The 17,558-nt window shown below is 68.0% G+C and carries 18 protein-coding genes; 6 read left to right on the top strand and 12 right to left on the bottom strand.

Annotated features, from left to right (window positions below; translation table 11 throughout):
- Positions 1 to 29 precede the first annotated feature (29 nt).
- Together pta and AC1Q6V_RS22355 are read left to right on the top strand one after the other, a co-directional pair.
- A complete protein-coding gene (pta, locus tag AC1Q6V_RS22360) occupies positions 30 to 1,064 on the top strand; it encodes a phosphate acetyltransferase (protein ID WP_011617519.1) in 1,035 nt (344 codons plus the stop codon).
- Entirely contained in the window at positions 1,061 to 1,831 is a 771-nt protein-coding gene (locus AC1Q6V_RS22355) for a sulfite exporter TauE/SafE family protein (protein ID WP_011617520.1), read from the top strand. The genes pta and AC1Q6V_RS22355 overlap by 4 nt, the downstream gene beginning before the upstream one ends.
- A 32-nt stretch (positions 1,832 to 1,863) precedes the next feature.
- On the opposite strand, the gene AC1Q6V_RS22350 is transcribed toward AC1Q6V_RS22355, so the two are convergent.
- The 10 genes from AC1Q6V_RS22350 to AC1Q6V_RS22305 form a co-directional block, all read right to left on the bottom strand.
- On the bottom strand, positions 1,864 to 3,168 hold the full coding sequence (locus tag AC1Q6V_RS22350; protein ID WP_454749683.1) for an MFS transporter: 1,305 nt from the start codon (positions 3,166 to 3,168) through the stop codon (positions 1,864 to 1,866).
- Between the two features lie 33 nt (positions 3,169 to 3,201).
- On the bottom strand, positions 3,202 to 4,698 hold the full coding sequence (locus AC1Q6V_RS22345) for an amidase (protein ID WP_011617521.1): 1,497 nt from the start codon (positions 4,696 to 4,698) through the stop codon (positions 3,202 to 3,204).
- 250 nt (positions 4,699 to 4,948) lie between these two features.
- The gene (locus AC1Q6V_RS22340; protein WP_010810355.1) at positions 4,949 to 5,125 is read right to left on the bottom strand and encodes a hypothetical protein; all 177 of its coding nucleotides are present in this window, start codon (positions 5,123 to 5,125) and stop codon (positions 4,949 to 4,951) included.
- Positions 5,126 to 5,264: 139 nt separating this feature from the next.
- Entirely contained in the window at positions 5,265 to 5,972 is a 708-nt protein-coding gene (locus AC1Q6V_RS22335) for a GntR family transcriptional regulator (protein WP_010810356.1), read from the bottom strand.
- A gap of 66 nt (positions 5,973 to 6,038) precedes the next feature.
- Positions 6,039 to 7,037, bottom strand: coding sequence for a 2Fe-2S iron-sulfur cluster-binding protein (locus AC1Q6V_RS22330; RefSeq protein ID WP_454749684.1), 999 nt, complete (start codon positions 7,035 to 7,037; stop codon positions 6,039 to 6,041).
- A gap of 8 nt (positions 7,038 to 7,045) precedes the next feature.
- On the bottom strand, positions 7,046 to 7,525 hold the full coding sequence (locus AC1Q6V_RS22325) for a GlcG/HbpS family heme-binding protein (RefSeq protein WP_010810358.1): 480 nt from the start codon (positions 7,523 to 7,525) through the stop codon (positions 7,046 to 7,048).
- A gap of 29 nt (positions 7,526 to 7,554) precedes the next feature.
- The gene (locus AC1Q6V_RS22320) at positions 7,555 to 9,000 is read right to left on the bottom strand and encodes an aldehyde dehydrogenase family protein (RefSeq protein ID WP_454749685.1); all 1,446 of its coding nucleotides are present in this window, start codon (positions 8,998 to 9,000) and stop codon (positions 7,555 to 7,557) included.
- 36 nt (positions 9,001 to 9,036) lie between these two features.
- Positions 9,037 to 9,768, bottom strand: a complete 732-nt coding sequence (locus AC1Q6V_RS22315; RefSeq protein ID WP_010810360.1) for an iron-containing redox enzyme family protein — start codon at positions 9,766 to 9,768, stop codon at positions 9,037 to 9,039.
- Between the two features lie 176 nt (positions 9,769 to 9,944).
- Entirely contained in the window at positions 9,945 to 10,877 is a 933-nt protein-coding gene (locus AC1Q6V_RS22310; protein ID WP_010810361.1) for an ornithine cyclodeaminase family protein, read from the bottom strand.
- 59 nt (positions 10,878 to 10,936) lie between these two features.
- Complete coding sequence (locus AC1Q6V_RS22305; RefSeq protein ID WP_010810362.1) at positions 10,937 to 11,632, bottom strand: sulfite exporter TauE/SafE family protein; 696 nt, start codon at positions 11,630 to 11,632, stop codon at positions 10,937 to 10,939.
- 446 nt (positions 11,633 to 12,078) lie between these two features.
- Between AC1Q6V_RS22305 and AC1Q6V_RS22300 the strand changes: the two genes are divergently transcribed.
- The 4 genes from AC1Q6V_RS22300 (at position 12,079) to AC1Q6V_RS22285 (ending at position 14,695) form a co-directional block, all read left to right on the top strand.
- Entirely contained in the window at positions 12,079 to 13,617 is a 1,539-nt protein-coding gene (locus AC1Q6V_RS22300; protein WP_010810363.1) for a hypothetical protein, read from the top strand.
- Positions 13,618 to 13,699: 82 nt separating this feature from the next.
- Entirely contained in the window at positions 13,700 to 14,041 is a 342-nt protein-coding gene (locus AC1Q6V_RS22295; protein ID WP_010810364.1) for a 2Fe-2S iron-sulfur cluster-binding protein, read from the top strand.
- Between the two features lies 1 nt (position 14,042).
- Positions 14,043 to 14,366, top strand: coding sequence for a hypothetical protein (locus tag AC1Q6V_RS22290; protein ID WP_011617526.1), 324 nt, complete (start codon positions 14,043 to 14,045; stop codon positions 14,364 to 14,366).
- 26 nt (positions 14,367 to 14,392) lie between these two features.
- Complete coding sequence (locus AC1Q6V_RS22285) at positions 14,393 to 14,695, top strand: 2Fe-2S iron-sulfur cluster-binding protein (protein WP_010810366.1); 303 nt, start codon at positions 14,393 to 14,395, stop codon at positions 14,693 to 14,695.
- 87 nt (positions 14,696 to 14,782) lie between these two features.
- On the opposite strand, the gene AC1Q6V_RS22280 is transcribed toward AC1Q6V_RS22285, so the two are convergent.
- Together AC1Q6V_RS22280 and AC1Q6V_RS22275 are read right to left on the bottom strand one after the other, a co-directional pair.
- Positions 14,783 to 16,504 carry a cobaltochelatase CobT-related protein gene (locus AC1Q6V_RS22280; RefSeq protein ID WP_454749686.1) on the bottom strand — a complete coding sequence of 574 codons (1,722 nt, stop codon included), beginning with the start codon at positions 16,502 to 16,504 and terminating at the stop codon, positions 14,783 to 14,785.
- Complete coding sequence (locus tag AC1Q6V_RS22275) at positions 16,501 to 17,517, bottom strand: AAA family ATPase (protein ID WP_010812870.1); 1,017 nt, start codon at positions 17,515 to 17,517, stop codon at positions 16,501 to 16,503. Before AC1Q6V_RS22275 ends, AC1Q6V_RS22280 begins: the two co-directional genes overlap by 4 nt.
- Between the last annotated feature and the right edge of the window lie 41 nt (positions 17,518 to 17,558).

The raw sequence follows: 17,558 nt of genomic DNA, 5'->3' as shown, positions 1-17,558 counted from the left end.
CTTTTTTCAGTTTTACCGAGCCAACCACCATGAAAGCCATCCTCCGCATCATCGACCGCGCCCGCGCCGCGCCTCGCCGCATCGTGCTGTGCGAGGCCGAAGACCCGCGCATCCTGCAGGCCGCGCAGCGCGCGTCGCAGGAAGGCATCGCGCGCATCGTGCTGGTCGGCAACACGCGCCAGATCAACGCCGCCGCGGCCATCCACGGCATCGGGCTGGACGGCATGACGCTGGTCGACCCATCGACCTCGGCGCTCACGCCCTCGTTCGCGCAGCAACTCTTTGCGCTGCGCCAGAAGAAGGGCATGACGCTCGATGAAGCCAAGCGCGCCGTGCTCGATCCGCTGTGCTTCGCCAACCTGATGGTGCGCCTTGGCCACGCCGACGGTTCGGTGGCGGGCGCCGACCACACCACCGCCGACGTGGTGCGCAACGCGATCCAGCTGATCGGGCTGGCACCCGGCTTCCGGCTGGTGTCGAGCTTCTTCCTGATGATGCTGTGCGAGCCTTTCCACACGCTCAAGGGCGGGCTGATCTTCTCCGACTGCGGGCTGGTGGTGGATCCGGATGCCGATGCGCTTGCCGATATCGCCATGGCCGCGGCCGACAGCGCACGCACGCTGCTGATGGAAGAGCCGCGCGTGGCCATGCTGTCGTTCTCGACCAGCGGCAGCGCCAGCCATGCGGCAGTGGACAAGGTGGTGGCCGCCACCGAGCGCGTGCGCGCGCAACGCCCGGACCTGGCCATCGATGGCGACGTGCAGCTCGATGCCGCCATCGTCGCCGAGATCGCCGCGCGCAAGGTCGCGCATTCGCAGGTGAACGGCCACGCCAACGTGCTGGTGTTTCCCAGCCTGGAAGCCGGCAATATCGGCTACAAGCTGGCCGAGCGGGTCGGTGGCGCCAAGGCCATCGGGCCGATGCTGCAGGGGCTGAACAAGCCCGCCAACGACCTCTCGCGCGGCTGCAGCGCGGACGATGTGTTCCATGTCATCGCCGTCACCGTGGTCCAGGCGCAAGCCACCGCGGAACAGGCCAGCAAGGGCGAGCAGGCGGCGGCATGAAGGCAGAACTGTTGTTGCCGCTGCTGGGCCTGCAGGCCCTGCTCGGTGCCGGCACCTATTTCCAGACGGTGACCGGCTTTGGCCTTGGCATGATCGTGATGGGCGTCACCAGCGGACTGGGGCTGGCGCCCGTGGCCACCGTGGCCGCGGTGGTGAGCCTGGTCACGCTGGCCAACAGCGCCTGCGCGCTGCCAGGCAAGCTGCAGCATATCGACTGGCGCGCCGTCGCCGCGGCAGCCATCGGCATCCTGCCGTCGGTAGTGGTCGGCGTGCTGGTGCTGGAGTACCTGAGTTCCAGCGCAGCCACCCTGTTGCAACTGCTGCTGGGCGCCGTGATCCTGTATGGCGGCCTCAGCGCCGCACTCAAGCCCGCGCCGCTGGCGCAACGCTCCGGTGATGGCACCTTCTTCGTCAGCGGGGTATTCGGCGGACTGCTGAGTGGCATGTTCGGCGTCTCCGGCCCGCCGCTGATTTTCCAGTTCTACCGCCAGCCGATGAAGCCGGTTGAAATCCGTTGCGCGCTGATCCTGGTCTTTACCGTGACCTCCACCGTGCGCACGCTGTTCTCGGCCTGGCAGGGGCAGCTCGATGCCGCCGTGTGCGTGCAGGCCGCCATTGCCGTGCCGGTGGTGGTGATCGCCACGTTGCTGGGGCGGCGTTTTCCGCCGCCGTTCTCGCCGGCCACGACGCGCAGGGTGGCGTTCGGGGTGTTGATCGGGATCGGGGCCAGCCTGATGCTGCCGGCGATTTCGGCGTGGGTGCTCTAAGGGCGCGCGCGCCCTTAGAACCGGGACGGGCCTCAGGCGATTGAGCCTGCGGGCTGCGCCAGCGGCGCGGTCTCTTCCTTCTCCCCGCCGCCGCCCGCCTGCCCCAGGTCCATACCGGTAGTCTCGGGCAGCAGCACCGCGGCGACCACTACCATCGCGTAGCCGACTCCCGCCACGATGGCGATCGCGATCGGCAGCGAGGTGCGCCCCGTACTCAGCCACCCCACCGACAGCGGGAACAGCGAACCGATCACCCGGCCGGCGTTATACGAAACGCCATACCCCGTTGCCCGGATATCGTTGGGATAAGACTCGGAGATGGTCGCGCCGATGCCCGCGAACACGCCCTGCATCAGGATGCCGAGCGGGAAGCCAAGGAACAGCATCGACGTATTCGACACCGGGATCACCATATAGACCAGCGCGGCCACGAACGCCCCGACCGCGAAGGCGATGTAGGTCAGCCGCCGGCCCCAGCGGTCGGTGGCGTAGGCGCCCGCCACGTAGCCGATCAGTGAGCCGATAATGGTGACCGCCAGGTAAGAACTGGTGCCGAACACCGACAGGCCGCGCTCGGTCTTGAGGAAGGTCGGCAACCACGTGGCGATGGCATAGTACGCGCCCAGCATCCCGCCCGACAGCAGGCTGCACAACAAGGTCTTGGACAGCAGCGGCCCACGGAACAGCCGGCCCAGGCCTGCCAGCGCCGCCCCCTGCCGGCCGGCCGCCCGGCTCTTCAGGAAGATTTCCGGCTCTTCCAGGTTGCGGCGCAGGTAGACCACCACCAGCGCCGGCAGGATGCCGAGGAAGAAGCAGACCCGCCACGCCGTCTCCGCCGGCAGCACGCTGAATGCGATCGCGTACACGATGGCCGCCGCGCCCCAGCCGAAGGAATAGCTGCTGGCGGTAAAGCCCGAGTATTTGCCGCGATGGACCGGATTGCGGATCATCTCCGTCACCAGCACCATGCACAGCGACGACTCCCCGCCAAACCCCAGGCCCTGGATCATGCGGAACAGCATCAGCTGCTCCGGCGACTGCGCCAGCCCGCACAGGAAGCAGGCCCCCGCGAACACCACGATGGTCCAGCGCAGCACCCGCACGCGCCCGTAGCGGTCGGCCAGGATGCCGGCCCCGATCGCACCAACCAGCGACGACACCAGCGTCCAGGTGACGATGGCGCCCGCTGTCGACTTGCTCATGCTCCACTGCCCCAGCAGCGTGGAGATAAGGAACGAATAGATCATGAAGTCGAAGACATCGACCGCATGCCCAAGGAACGCGCCATAGAAGCCCTTGCGCTCCATGCACGACAAATCACGGAACCAGTCGAACATGATCCCTCCCTGTGGTGTGTGTGGTGTTGTGGCTTAGTTGTTGTGATCCGCCGGCAGGACAGACGGCCGCGGCGGGGGCCGGAACGCGTAGCCCGCGCCTTCCAGCAGGCTGGCAAAGCGCAGCGCGGTGAGATCCCGGTAGCGGCCGGCGACGATCTGCACGCCGACCGGCAGGCTACTGGTGCCCGGCCCGATCGGCGCCACCGCTGAAGGCAGCCCGCACAGCCCGGAATGGCCGGCCCAGAACAATTGCGTGGTCATCGGCTGCGCGCGGCCGTTGACGGTGAGGCTGCGCTGCCAGGGCTGGCCGGCCTCGTCCAGCGCGAAGGCCGTGGTGGCTGCGGCCGGGCACAGCAGCACGTCATAGGTGGAGAAGAAGCGCCGCCACGCGGTGGCAAAGCGTTCGCGGGCCACCTGCAGGCGCAGCCAGTCGCGATGCCTCAGGGTCGCGCCGGTGTACTGGAGGGTGGCGTAGGCATGGTCGTCCGCGGCGGCTGTGGCGGTGCGGTTCAACGCGTCGGCATAGGCCGCATCGTCCATGTGCACCGCGGTGGTTGCGCGCAGCAGCGTCACGTAGACGTGCCACAGTTCGGCCGCATCGAAATCCGGCCGCACATGCCAGTCCACGCGCGCGCCCTGCCCGGCCAGCCAGTAGCCCAGTTTTTCGATCTGCGCGGCAACCTCGCCGTCGGATTCAGCCTGCGCATGGGTGGGCAACACCGCGACGCGGAAGTCGGCCAGCCGTCGGTGCGGACACTCTGGCAGATCAAGGCGGTAGGGCAGCGCCTCGTCGCCGTGCGGGCCGGCAATGGCGCGCAACACCGGTTCCAGGTCGCGCGCGCTGCGGGCCAAGGGGCCGGCGACATTGATGTCCTGTTCGCCGAAGCGCGCCGGACCCACCCCGTGGCCTGCCAGCGGCACCAGGCCATGGCTGGGCTTGAGCGAGAAGATGCCGCAGTAGTGGGCCGGATTGCGCAGCGAGGAGCCGATATCGGAGCCCACATCGAAATATGACAGGCCGGCGCACACCGCCGCCGCGCTGCCGCCGGACGAGCCGCCCGGCGTGCGCGACGGATCGTGCGGATTGCGGGTGGTGCCGTAGATGGCGTTGTAGCTTTGCCAGTCACGCAGGCCGAGCGGAACGTTGGTCTTGCCGAGCAGGACGGCGCCGGCATCGCGCAGGCGCTGCACTACCGCGGCGTCGTGCTGGGCCGCACGGCCCTGCATGGCCGGATTGCCGCAAGTGGTCGGCCAGCCGGCGACGTCGAACGACTCCTTGACCGAGAACGGCACGCCGTCGAGTACCCCGCGCGCTTGCCCTGCCCGGCGCCTTCGGTCGCTTTCCAGCGCCGCGGCGCGGGCGGCATCGAAATCTGACAGCACCAGCGCATTGATGATGCCGTGCCAGTCGTGCCACGCGGCTTCGCAGCCATCCACCAGTTCTACCGCGGAGACTTCGCCGGCGGCGAGCCGCTGTGCCACCTCCCACAACGGCGGAAAACCGCCGGGAGCCCGGTCGGACAGGTTCACATCGACTCCTTGTCATTATCCGAGCCGGCAGCGGCGCGGTGGGGGCGTATAGGACAAGCTTCGGGAAGTGCTGCGAATGCGTTGGTATACTATATTCCGTATTGAACGGAGCGCAAGCGAAAGTGTCACGCGCGAGCGCGCTGAAGCACGCCAGCAGTGGAAAGCGTAGAAGGTGAATGGTCGGCAGGCAGAACGCCTGCCAGGAGGCAGCGGCGGCGTGCTGACGCCGCCGGCTCTCAGTCAGGCTGGATCAGCAATGGCCACGGCGTGGGGCGCGGCCGCCCAGCGCCAGGAAGAAGCGGCCGATATCGCGCAGGCGCAGCGGCAGCAGCGGCGTGGCATGGCGGACGGCATTGCGCGCGGCAAAGTGGTGCAACAGTTGCTGGCCGACGGGTTGCGAAAGATAGCGTTGCTCAGGCGACTGCATGGTAAATCCCTATTGATCTGGAATGCCTACAGTATACCTAAATTGGTGCAACGCGCCATGGTGGCGCATGCAATGCCCAGTTGCCGGGCATGCAACGAAATGCTGGAAACGGGAGAGGAAAAACCGGGGCCCAACGCCCTCAGGCCGCCTCTGCCCTGCCCTGCCCGTCCACCGGCAAGTCTGCCGCCTTGGCGGCACTGTAGACATGGCGCGCGGCCAGCAAGGCGGCAAGGTCGGCATCCCCGGCGATGACTGCCTGCAGGATCTGGGCGTGTTCATCCCAGTTCTGACGGGCGCGAACCACGTTGGCCGGGCCGAACAGCACCGCGGTGCGCTCGCGCAGCGAACGCATCATTTCCTGCAGCACGCTGTTGGCGGCTATGGTGCCGAGCACCTCATGGAAGCGGGTATTGAGGGCGAGCAACTCATCCGCGCGGCCCTGGGCGGCGGCATCCATGCCCTGGCGCAGCACGCTCTCCAGCTCAGCAACCAGCGCCGGGTCGCGGCGCTGCGCGGCGAGCTTGGCGTTGAGCCCTTCCAGCGTCGCGCGCACCTCCACCATCTCGCGCGCGATCACTGGCGACAGGCTGGCAACGGTTGCGCCGCGGCGCGGCTCGATCACCACCAGGCCCTCGCTGGCCAGCGCGCGCAGCGCCTCGCGCACCGGGATGCGCGACACGCCCAGTTCGGCCGACAGCTTGTTTTCCACCAGCCGTTCACCTGGCGCGTACTTCCCGTTCAGGATGCCTTCACGCAGCTTGTCGGTGACAAGGGCGAACAGCGGCGAGTGGCTGGCACCGAGGCTCAGCGGCTCGGCGGGCGCGGCAGGAGATGGAGTGAGAGACATGGGTCGGCAAAGGCGTAAGCGGAAAGGCTGGCATCATTGTATACCAGCCGTTCCCTGTACCATGTCTTAACAATGCTGGAAGGTGAAGCTGTCCGCATAAATGTGATCCGTACTGGCGCCGCTCGCCAGGAAAGCGGTGCGCGCGTCTCGGATCATATTGGGAGAACCGCACAAATAGATGGCGTGCTCGCTCAGGTCACCCAGGTCAGCCAGCGCCGCATCGTGCACGTAACCGCGCCGTCCTTGCCATCCTGCGCCGGCACGGGACAGCACCGGTACGTACTGGAAGTCATACAGCCGCTCGCCCCAGGCGGGGATATCGGAGTGCAGGTACAGGTCTTCCGGCTTCCGCATGCCCCAGTAGAGCGACACCGGTGGGCAGTCGGGATCGTCCATCAGCGATTCGAGGATGGCCTTGATCGGCGCCAGCCCGGTGCCGGTGGCCACCATCAGCAGTGGCCGGTAATCCATGGCGCGGTAGAAGAAGCTGCCGAGCGGCAGTTCGACGTCAACGGCGTCGCCCGCTTTCATCTGCGGCAGGATGCCGTCGGTGAAGGCGCCGCCCGGGATGCGCCGCACATGCAGGTCGACCCGTCCGTCGCGCGGCACCGATGCCATCGAGAAGCTGCGCGCGCGCCCATCCTCGCTCAATAGCTTCAGGTACTGGCCGGGACGATAGTCGAGCGCACCAGCGTCCGGCACTTCCAGTTCGATATGCAAAACGTCAGCCGACAACGCGCGCACGGCCTGCACCAGCGCCCGATAACGCGCCGGCTCGGCGCAGGCCTCGTCCTCGCACGCCGTGCTGATGACCAGGTCGCCCAGCGGCTGCGCCTGGCAGGCCAGCGCGTAGCCGGCGGCGGCCTCGTCCGGGGCCAGACCGAACGGTTCCTCGTCATACCGCACCTGCCCGGCCAGCAGCCGGATACGGCAGGTGCCGCAGCCGCCCAGCTGGCAGTCGCGCGGCAAGGCGATACTGGCGCGCCCGGCGGCCTGCAGCAGGGTCTCGCCGCGTTCGACAAAAAAGACCTGCTGCGTTTCGGCGATCTGGATGCGGTACGACATGGCGCCTCCTACTTCTTGATATCGGCCTGCACCAACACCTTGAGGTCCTGCGGCGCCAGCAGCTCGGCCAGCGCCAGCAGCGCGGCCAGCCCGGCCTGCGTGTCCTGCTCGCCATTGCCGCCGGACAGGCCGATGCCGCCGATCACCTCGTCGTTGACGACAATCGGGAAGCCGCCCACGAACGCGGCGAACTTGCCCTCGAAGCTCCACTGGATGCCGAATGCCTCGTTGCCTGGCAGTGCCGGCCCGTTGGGCGGCGTGGTGAACAGGTGCGTGGAGCGCTTGTGGCCCGCGGCCGTGAAGGCCTTGTTCCATGCGATCTGCGGCCCGGTGATGCGGGCGCCGTCCATGCGCTCGAGCGCGAGCGGATAGCCGCCCTCGTCGACCACGCAGATCGACTCCAGCACGCCGATTTCCTCCGAGCGCCGGATCGCGGCTGCAACCATATGGCGCGCCTCGCGCAGTTCCAGCTTGATGGCTTTTTTCATGTCTCTATGACTCCTTGTGACGGCCGGGCTCAGGCGCCGCGGTAGACCGTCTTGACCTGCGTATAGAACTCCAGGCCGGTGCGGCCCGACTCGCGGAAGGTCGAGGTGCTCGACCGCTTTACCCCGCCAAAGGGCGCGTTGACCAGGTTGCCGGTGGTGGTGCGGTTGACCTTGACCGTGCCCGCCTCGATGTCCGTGGCGAAGTGGTGGATGTAGCGCGGGTTGCTGGTGACGATGGCCGCCGCCAGGCCGTACTCGGTGTCGTTCGCCTTGGCGATGGCGTCGGCGTAGTCGGTGAAGCCCAGGATGGCGATCACCGGCCCGAAGACCTCCTCGCGCGCGATCCGCATCTGCTGGGTCACGTCGGTAAACACGGTCGGCGCCACGTAGTAGCCCTTGTCGAAGTCGCCGCCGGCAAGGCGCGCGCCGCCGCACAGCAACGTCGCCTCGGACTTGCCGATATCGATGTAACGCAGCACCGTTTCCAGCTGCTTGTGCGACGCCAGCGGCCCGAGGTCCATCCCGGCCGTCATGCCGCTGCCGACCTTGAGGGTGGCGACCTTCGCCAGCAACCGCTCTGTGTATGCCGCCTTGACGGACTCGGCCACCAGCACGCGGCTGGTCCCGGTGCACGCCTGCCCCGACAGCGAGAAGCCGCCCTTGATGGTCAGGTCGACGGCGCGGTCGAGGTCGGCGTCTTCCATCACGATCAGCGGGTTCTTGCCGCCCAGCTCCATCTGCGTGCGCGTGGTCAGCGGCACGGCGCGGTGGATCTGCTCGCCGGCGCGCGACGAGCCGGTGAACGAGATCGCCCGCACGGCCGGCGCCTCGGTGATGGCAGCGCCGATTTCCGCCGCGCTGCCGGTGATGAAATTCAGCACGCCCTTGGGCAGGCCGGCCTTGACCAGCGCCTCGGCCAGCCGGTAGCCCGACAGCGGCGCCTCGGACGACGGCTTGAACACTACTGTGTTGCCGGTCACCAGCGCCGGGGCGATCTTGCGGGCCGGGATCGATACCGGGAAGTTCCACGGCGCGATCACGGTCACCACGCCCAGCGGCTCGCGCTGGCTGTAGACGAGTTGGTCGGGGTCGTCGTTCGGGAACACCTCGCCGGTGAAGGTCTGCCCTTCCACTGCATAGAAGCGCAGCGTCTGGGCCGAGCGCAGCACCTCGTCGCGGGCCAGCGCCAGCGCCTTGCCTTCCTCGCGGGTCAGCTCGGCGGCGATGCTATCGGCGTTGGCCTCGAGATGCTCGGCGGCGCGGTTGAGGATGGCGGCGCGCTTGCCGACCGGGGTCTTCTTCCAGCCGGTAAACGCAGCCGCCGCGGCGGCGACGGCCGCCTGCGCGTCCACCGCGGAAGACGCCTGGAAGCGCCCCACGATATCGGCGGTATCGGCCGGGTTGACGTTGTCGAAGGTGCGGCCCGACTGGCAGGCCGTCCATTCGCCGTCGATATGGTTGAGGAACACGGTCATCGTCGATCCGGTAGGGAGGCGGAAACGAGGCAGCGCTCAGGCGGCCATGTCGAGCTCGGGCAGCGGCAGCTCTTTCTCGACGTAGTCGTGATAGAGCGCCGTCGTGTACAGCAGCCGCATCTGCGCGCCGATCTCGCAGATCTTCAGGCAGCGCTGCTGCAGCTCCGGCGTGTTGGCGTGCTCCAGCACGATCTGGTAGCCGCGCTCGCCGTGGATCTCGTCCGAGACGATATGCAGGTCGAAGAATTCGACTTCCTCGTCAGTGAACTGGTACTTGTCGCGCAGCGTCGGGGTCTGCTTGCGGTAGATCGACGGCACCTGCGACTCCAGCCCGACCACCAGCCCGGCTACCGCGACGATGGGGTCTTCACGCATGGCCACGGCGTAGCACCAGCTCTGCAGGCCACGGGTGGTGGGCGACATATTGTCCGGGTCGATCACGCGCTCGCGGGTGGTGCCGCAGGCTTCGGCGAAGCGGATCAGCAGGTCGGTATGGCGGTCGCCGCCGATCTCTTCCTCATACATATTGGCGAGCAGGAAATCCTTGGCTTCGGTATAGCGGTCCGGGGTGCGGGCGTAGATGTAGCCCAGGTAATCCGCGAACGGGCCTACGTAGTGATAGTGGTTCTCGGCCCAGCGTGCGAGATGGGCGCGGGTCAGCTTGCCGCTGGCCCAGGCCACGCTGAACGGCGCCTTGTTGGCGCTCTTGCCTTTGATGGCTTCTTCGAGGGCGGCACGGAATGCTTCGCGGTTCATCAGTTCGGCCATGGCGGAGGCTCCTGGTTGGCGAGGTGGGGCGATTAAGTGGGTTGGATGCCGGGGTCGCTTCGCAAATCGATCAGCCCTTGCATGGTTGTATACTATATACAGCCAGGCAGCGACGACAAGGGCTTCGTTGACTAATCATGTAAGTGTTTACCCGTCGGTGTCGCGGGCAATGGCGCTCAGGCCGCGCGACGCTCCGCCGCGCCGGCGATGCGGGACCAGGCGAAGCCCGCCAGCGCCACGTCCTCCAGCCCTACGCCGACTGACTTGTAGATCACGATGTCGTCGTCCCGCTGGCGCGGCGACACCTTGCCAAGGACCACCTCGCCCAGCTCGACAATCTTCTCGCGCGGAAGAGCCTGCGAATCGGCCAGCACGATGTCGCCCGCCTCGCGCACGGACTGCGGGCGCCACTCGACCACCACGGCGGCGGCGCGGCGCAGCGCGGTATCGTCCAGCTCACGCGTATGCGGCAGGCTGGAGCCGATGGCGGCGACGAAAGCGCCAGGCCGGAGCGACACGCCCGCGAACAGCGGCGTGGTCGCGCGCGACGCCGTGACGACGATATCGGCCTCGGCCACGGCAGCATCGGGCTCCGCCAGCGTGACCGGGATGCCGCACAGCGCCGACAGCCGCGCCGGCATGCCGGCATCGGCGTGCGGATCGGACACCAGGATGCGCGCCAGCCCGAGCGTCTCGCTGAGCTGGCGCGCGTGCTGCACACCCTGCGTGCCGGCGCCGAACAGCGCCAGCGTGCGCGCGCCGGGCCGGGCCAGCCGCTGCGCCGCGAGCGTGGTGCAGGCGGCCGTGCGCAGGCGCGTGATGGCGCCGGCGTCGAACGACGCGAGCGGCCGGCCGTCGTCAGTCGAGAAGATCAGGATGACAAAGGAGAACTGGCCGTTGATGGTGGTGTAGACCTTCGCGCCCGCCACGCCCTGCTGCGGGATCACCGCACCCAGCGTGGACAGCTTGACGCCGCCCGCCTCGGTGCGAATGCGCTCCTGCATCGCGGCGTCGCCGCGACCGAAGCTGGAAAAAGCGGCTTCCATGACTTGCCGGGCATCGTCCGGGCTGACGTGGGCATCGATCATCGCGTCTGTAATGTGCTGCATGGGAACTCCGCTGGTTGGGATGGAGACAGGAAAGACAGTGATCTCTGCGGGCCAGAGCGTCACGAAAAGGCAGTGCGGCCGAGGACACCGAGTGCCCCGGCAGCGCAAAGACCCAGCAGCAGCCGGCGCACCGCCCCGGGCGAGACGTACCCGCGCAACCGGTTCGAGAGCGCGAAACCCGCAAACAGGAATGGCGCAAGGGCCGCCGCCAGCACCAGCTGCGGCAAACCGAAGCGCCCCGCCAGCGCCAGCATGGAGAGCGACAGCACCGCGCCGCCGGACAGGATGCAACCCATCGTCGCGCGCATCGGCGCCGGCGCCATGTGCTGCATGACCAGCGCGAACGGCGGCGCACCGGCCGAGGTGATCGTTCCCATGAAGCCCGACACGGTGCCGGCGATGACCACATTGGGCGAGGTCGGCAGCAGGCGCCAGCCCAGCAGGCTCAGCGCCACGGCGGCGAGTATCGACACTGAGAACAGCACCCCCAGCGGCCCCGGCGCCAGCCACGCCATGGTCAGCACCGCTGCCGCCCCGCCAAGCGCGCGCCCGATCAGGGCGAAGCCTGCGATGCGCCACGCGATCGCCTCCCGCTCACGCAGCGCGCCCATCAAAGAGAGACAGCAGCCCATCGCCAGCAGCGGTCCCGGCACGAGGTCCGGGAAGAAGATTGCGCCCAGCGGCGCCGAAAGCATCGCGAAGCCGATCCCGCCCACGCCTTGCAGGCAAGCGCCCACCAGGATGAGCGCACCCATCCATAGATAAGTGGAGACGGAGAGGCCTGTGGGGAGCAGGGAGTACAACGTGGCGGGCAAGGCAGAGGTCATGGCAGCAAGTCGGGACAGCAGCTTGGAGGGCATACGAAGCGGGTTGGAGGGACGGCCTTATGCGGGCATGCCTCCTGCTCATATTGCTCGCACTTCGCGAGGAAGCTGCGCTTAACGGTATACAGTCTACATGTCGCGGCGGCGACCTTGCAAATCACTCACCTGTCCGCGCACCACTTGGAGGACGCCACATACCGCCGCAGGCCCAATAAATGTGCGACGTTCGGGCAACTTGCACCAGTCTGGGCTAGGCGTAATTCCGGATGAAAAACCTGTTGTCGCGAGATTGCATCGGAATATAGTATACCAACACCGGATTCCGAAGCTGAGAGGGAATCCGGGCCCCACAACCCCTCCGCCCCAAGGGAGTCTTCATGTCACAACAAGTCGTGATCGGTGCCGCGCACTGGATCTATCTGTCAGGGGTAGCAGTCATCGTGCTGACGATGATCCTGCGCGCCAATGTTGTCGTGCCGTCGATCGTTGGCACCGCCCTGGTCGTGTTTGCGCTTACCGGCAGCCCGGTTTCGGCGCTGGGCGGGGTGTTTTCCGCGAGCCTGGTTGCCGCCAAGGAGCTGTTCAATATCTTCCTTGTGATCGCGTTCATGACGGCGCTGCTCAATGCGCTCAAAACGCTGCGCTCCGACATCCGCATGGTCGAGCCCTTCCGCGTGGTGATGAAGAACGGGCATTCGGCGTTCTTTATCCTGGCGGGCATCACTTACGTCATCTCGCTGTTCTTCTGGCCAACCCCGGCCGTGCCGCTGGTCTCCGCGATCCTGCTGCCGGCCGCTATCGCGGCGGGGCTGCCGCCGCTGGCGGGCGCGATGGCCATCGCCATCGCCGGCCAGGGCATGGCGCTGTCATCGGACTATGTGATCGGCGTCGCGCCCGGCATCAGCGCCAAGGCGGCCGGCGCGGCGGTGAGCGCCGCGGTGGTGGCCGATCGCGCGCTGGCGCTGTCGATCATCACCGGCACGATTGCGCTGTGCCTGGCCTATCTGTCGATGCGCAAGCATATCGTCCCCGCCTGCGGCACCCTGCTCGACCGCTGGCAGGCGCGCGCCAGCGGCAGCGCCGAGGCGCTGGAAGGCGGCGGTACCTTCGACAAGGCCGAGATCGCCAGGGGCACCGCCCACGCCGAGCCGCTGGCCAGCGACAGCAATATCGAGGCAAGCCTGGCGATGGTGGCCCGGCGCCGGGTGAAGTGGTCGAAATGCTTCGCGATCGTAACGCCGATTGCTTTCCTCGCAGTGGTCGCCGTCATGGTGCTGCCCAAGCTGGGTACCGGCGTGCAGGACCTCAAGGGCGGCGATGCGGCTGCGCTGGTCGGCGGCGTCGCGGCGGTGCTGATGATGCTGGCGACGCTGGCCGCGGAAGGCCCGCGCCGCATGCTCGACGTGTGCCCGGAGCACATCACCGACGGCTTTGTCTTTGCCTTCAAGGCGATGGGCTCGGTGTTGCCGATCGCGGGCTTTTTCTTCGTCGGCGCCGGCGAAACCGCCGCGCAGATCCTGGGCCTGCCGCCGGGCAAGGCGCCGAGCCTGCTGTTCGAGCTGATCCAGGCCTACCAGCACATGATCCCGGACAACCACGTGCTGGTCGCCTTCGGGGTGCTGCTGGTCGGCATGATCACCGGCATCGACGGCTCCGGTTTCGCAGGGCTGCCGCTGACCGGCACGCTGGCCGGCGCGCTCGGCCCGGTGGTCGGCTTCGACCCCGCGACGCTGGCCGCGGTGGGCCAGATGGGCGCGGTCTGGACCGGCGGCGGCACGCTGGTGGCGTGGTCGTCGCTGATCGCGGTGGCGGGCTTCGCCCGCGTGCCGGTGCTGGACGCGGTGCGCGCGCTGCTGATCCCGGTGCTGATCGGGCTGGCATGCTCCACCGTCGCCGCGATGGTGTTGTGGTCGTAGGCGGCCGCAAGCAACAGCCAGGCCCCTCCGATTTTTTCGACAATTCATGAGGCCGGGCGGCCAGCCCGGCAGGAACCGCGCCATGCCGACAGTCACTTTCCACAAGCAGGGCCAGACCTTCGTCGACGAGGTCAAACCCCAGACCAACCTGGTCGTCCGCGCCGGGATCCGCCAGTTCCCCTACCCCAACCTGCGCTACGAGTGCGGCATGGGCAAGTGCTCCAAATGCGCCTGCCGCGTGATCGCCGGCGCCGAACACCTGCCGCCGCCCAACTGGAAAGAGAAAAAGCAACTCGGCGAGCGGCTCGAACAGGGCTACCGGCTGGCCTGCCAGCTCTGGATCGAGCATGACATCGAACTGGCCCAGGACGACCTGCCCGCCCAGGCGCCTGCCATCGTGGCCACGGCCGGCGCGGATGTCTGACATGTTCGTCCTTCTCACCAGCCGCCCCGGTCAGTTCCGCACCGAGCCCACCGCGGGCATGACCGCGGTCGAGGCATACGACTACGTCTTCTATGGCAAGCGCACGGCGCGCTTTGTCATCGCGGAACTGGCCGCCGACACCAAGGTGCGGGTGATGGAAGAAACGCCGCCCGGCATCGTCAACCTGGTGTCGACCAAGTTCCTCGACAAGTACGCCACGCTGGAAGCCGCCCGCGTCGCGCTGCGCGAGCTGGCCAGCTTCGGCAGCATGGACATCGCCCTGGTGCCCGCCCCGGTCGCCATGGCAGGCGCTCCTGACTACTAACGCCTGACCTTCAGTCAATCTTCGCCATGATCCAGATCACCTTCCTCACCAACCACGGCAAGACGGTCAGCGCGCCCGTCAACAGCAATCTGCTGCGCGTGTCGCTGCGCGAGCAGGGCGGCATCCCTTTCAAGTGCGGGGGCGGCCTGTGCGGCACCTGCAAATGCCGCATCGAAAAGGGCCACGAGCATACAGACGCGGTCAAGCCGAAGGAAAAGAAACTGCTGACCGAGGAGGAGCTGGCGACGGGGTTCCGGCTGGCCTGCCAGACTTTTATCGATGGGGATATCGCGGTGTCATGGCAGCCCAGGGAGACGATGCGCGGGTGAGCGGGCGCTGAGGAGCGGCTGAAAGAATACCGCGCGGGGCAGGCGGGTGCGCCTTCGCGCCAGCGTTTCCGAACGCTAGTCTTGCCGCTACCGCCGCCTCGCCCCCACCAGACCCGCCACCTCATCCAGCATCGCCATGTCCACCGGCTGCGACAGGTCCAGCGCCAGCGTGTGCCGGTAGTAGGGGCTCAAGTCCAGCCCTACCCCCAGCCCCAGCACTTCCACATCCCGCAGCGCCTCATGCCGCGCCACCACGGCCTTCAGGTGGTTGTCGAGGTAGCAGGCGTCGTTGGCCTGCCCGGTCGCGGTATCCATGGGACTGCCGTCGGACACCACCACCAGGATGCGGCGCGCCTTGCCGCTGGCGTGCAGCCGCGCGCAGGCCCACTCCACCGCCTCGCCGTCCACGCCTTCGCGGAACAGGTCGGCCTTGAGCAGTGCGGCGATGTCGGTGCGCGCGCGCCGCCAGCTTCGCTGCGCGTCCTTGAACACCATATGGCAGGTCTCGTTGAGCCGGCCAGGGTGCTGCGGGCGGCCGCGCGCGAGCCAGTCGGCGCGGGCGCGGCCGCCGTTCCAGGCGTTGGTGGTGAAGCCGAGCACCTCGGTGGCCACGCCGGCCTGGTCGAGTGCGCGCGTGAGCATGTCGATCAGCAGCGTGAGCGGCTCGGCCTGCGCCTTCATCGAGCCGGAGCAGTCGATCAGGAAGCCGACCACGCAGTCGGCATGAGCCTTGTGCGCTTCCAGGCGGAAGAGCCGGCGCTCGGAGGGGGAGCAGACCAGCTGCGCCAGGCGGCGGCCGTCGATACGGCCGCTTTCCTCGCCGAAGGACCAGCCGTCCACGCGCGGCTGCGACAGCGCGGCGCGCAGCCGGCGCGCCAGCCGGGCGATGTTCACGCCAGCGCGCGCGATGCGTGCGTCAAGCCGCGTGCGGTACTCGTCCAGCAAGGCGCGGCGCACCAGCGTGGCGGCGCGCACTTCGCGGTCGTAGCAGGTGGTGAAGACGCGGTAGCCGTCGGTGGCGTCGGCCAGCACGCGGCTGTGGCCGCTGTCGGCCAGTGCAAAGTCTTCCGCAGGCGGTTCGTCGAAATCCAGCCACAGCGCAAACCCGGCGCGCGCAGCCGAGGCTGCGTTGTCGTCGTCTTCGCCGGCAAGCGGGGCTTCGGTACGGATCATCTGCGCCACCGCGCGCGCCAGCGCCAGTGCGTGCGCGGCGTAGGCGGCCTGGTCGTGGCGTTGCGCGCGCAGGCCGGCCAGCGCGGTGCCGAGCACCGGCACGATGGCGGCGCGCGTGGCTTCGATCAGGTCTTCGGTCTCTTCCAGCACCGGCTCACCCGTCAGGCGCGACCACGACACCTGCGCCACGGTATAGAGCAGGATGCCGAGATGCCCCTCGGTCAGCCCGGAGCGATGGAAGGCCCGCGACCACGCCATGAAGCGGTGGCGCAGGTTGGCCGCCACGCCGGCCATGCCGCGCGGCAGGCGGGTCTCGCAACGCAGCTGCTCAAGCAGTTCGAAGACCAGGCGCTCGACCGCATCTGCCGGGCACAGCTGCCGATGCAGCGCGGCGTCGGAATGCGCCTGGCGCAGGGCGGCACCATCGGCCGCGCCGCGCAGGCAGGTGGCCGTGTCAGTTTCCAGGTCCGTGCGCAAGTGCGGCGCATGCTGCGGCACCGGGCGCATCGCGCGCCAGAGCTGGCCGTCGCGGAAATGCAGCGCCGCATCGCCAGTGATCGCGCGCACCGCGGCACCGGACAGCTCATCCTGCCGCTGGCGCCGGCGCAACTGCTGCGCGACCGTGGCCGCACTCATCGCGCGGGCTCCGACTCGGAGCTGACGCCGGCGGCTTCGCCCGGCAGGTGGCCAAAGCAACGCTGGTAGTACTCGGCCACCACCGGCCGCTCGGCTTCGTCGCACTTGTTCAGGAAGGTCAGCCGGAAGGCGAGCGCGGGGTCGCGGAAGATCTGGCAGTTCTCGGCCCAGCTGATCACCGTGCGCGGCGACATCAGCGCCGACACATCGCCGGCGGCAAACCCGCGGCGCGTGAGCCCGGCCAGCGCCACCATCGCATCGACCAGCGCGCGCCCGGCGTCGTGGTCCAGCTCCGGCACGCGCGCCAGCACGATGCCGGCCTCCTCTTCATGCGGCAGGTAGTCCAGCGTGGCGACCACGTTCCAGCGGTCGATCTGCGCGTGGTTGAGCAGCTGGGTGCCGTGGTAGAGGCCGTTGACGTTGCCCAGGCCGACGGTATTGGAGGTCGCAAACAAACGGAAAGACGGATGCGGGCGGATCACGCGGTTCTGGTCCAGCAGCGTGAACTTGCCGTCGCGCTCCAGGATGCGCTGGATCACGAACATCACATCAGGCCGGCCTGCGTCGTATTCGTCGAAGATCAGCGCCACCGGGCGCTGCAGCGCCCACGGCACGATGCCTTCCTGGAATTCGGTGACCTGGCGCCCGTCGCGGATAACGATGGCGTCCTTGCCGACCAGGTCCAGCCGGCTGATATGCCCGTCCAGGTTGACGCGCACGCAAGGCCAGTTCAGCCGCGCGGCGACTTGCTCGATATGGGTCGACTTGCCGCTGCCGTGCAGGCCCTGCACCATCACGCGCCGGTCGCGCATGAAGCCGGACAGGATTGCCAGCGTCACCTCGGGCTGGAAGCGGTAGGCCGGATCGATCTCCGGCACGTGGTCGTCGCGCTGGCTGAAGGCCGGCACCATCAGGCCGGAATCGATGCCGAACGCGCTGCGCACCGGAATCATCCGGTCCGGCTTGCCAAACTGGTCTTGCGTCACCTCATGCTCCTTGTTGCTTGCTGCCATGCCATCGGCACTGCGGCAAGCGGAGCAATCCGCGTGACGCC

Source organism: Cupriavidus sp. GW823-FHT07B10, from assembly GCF_058794355.1.
Note: the sequence above shows the minus strand (reverse complement) of the source record. Positions and strands in the feature narration are given on the sequence as shown.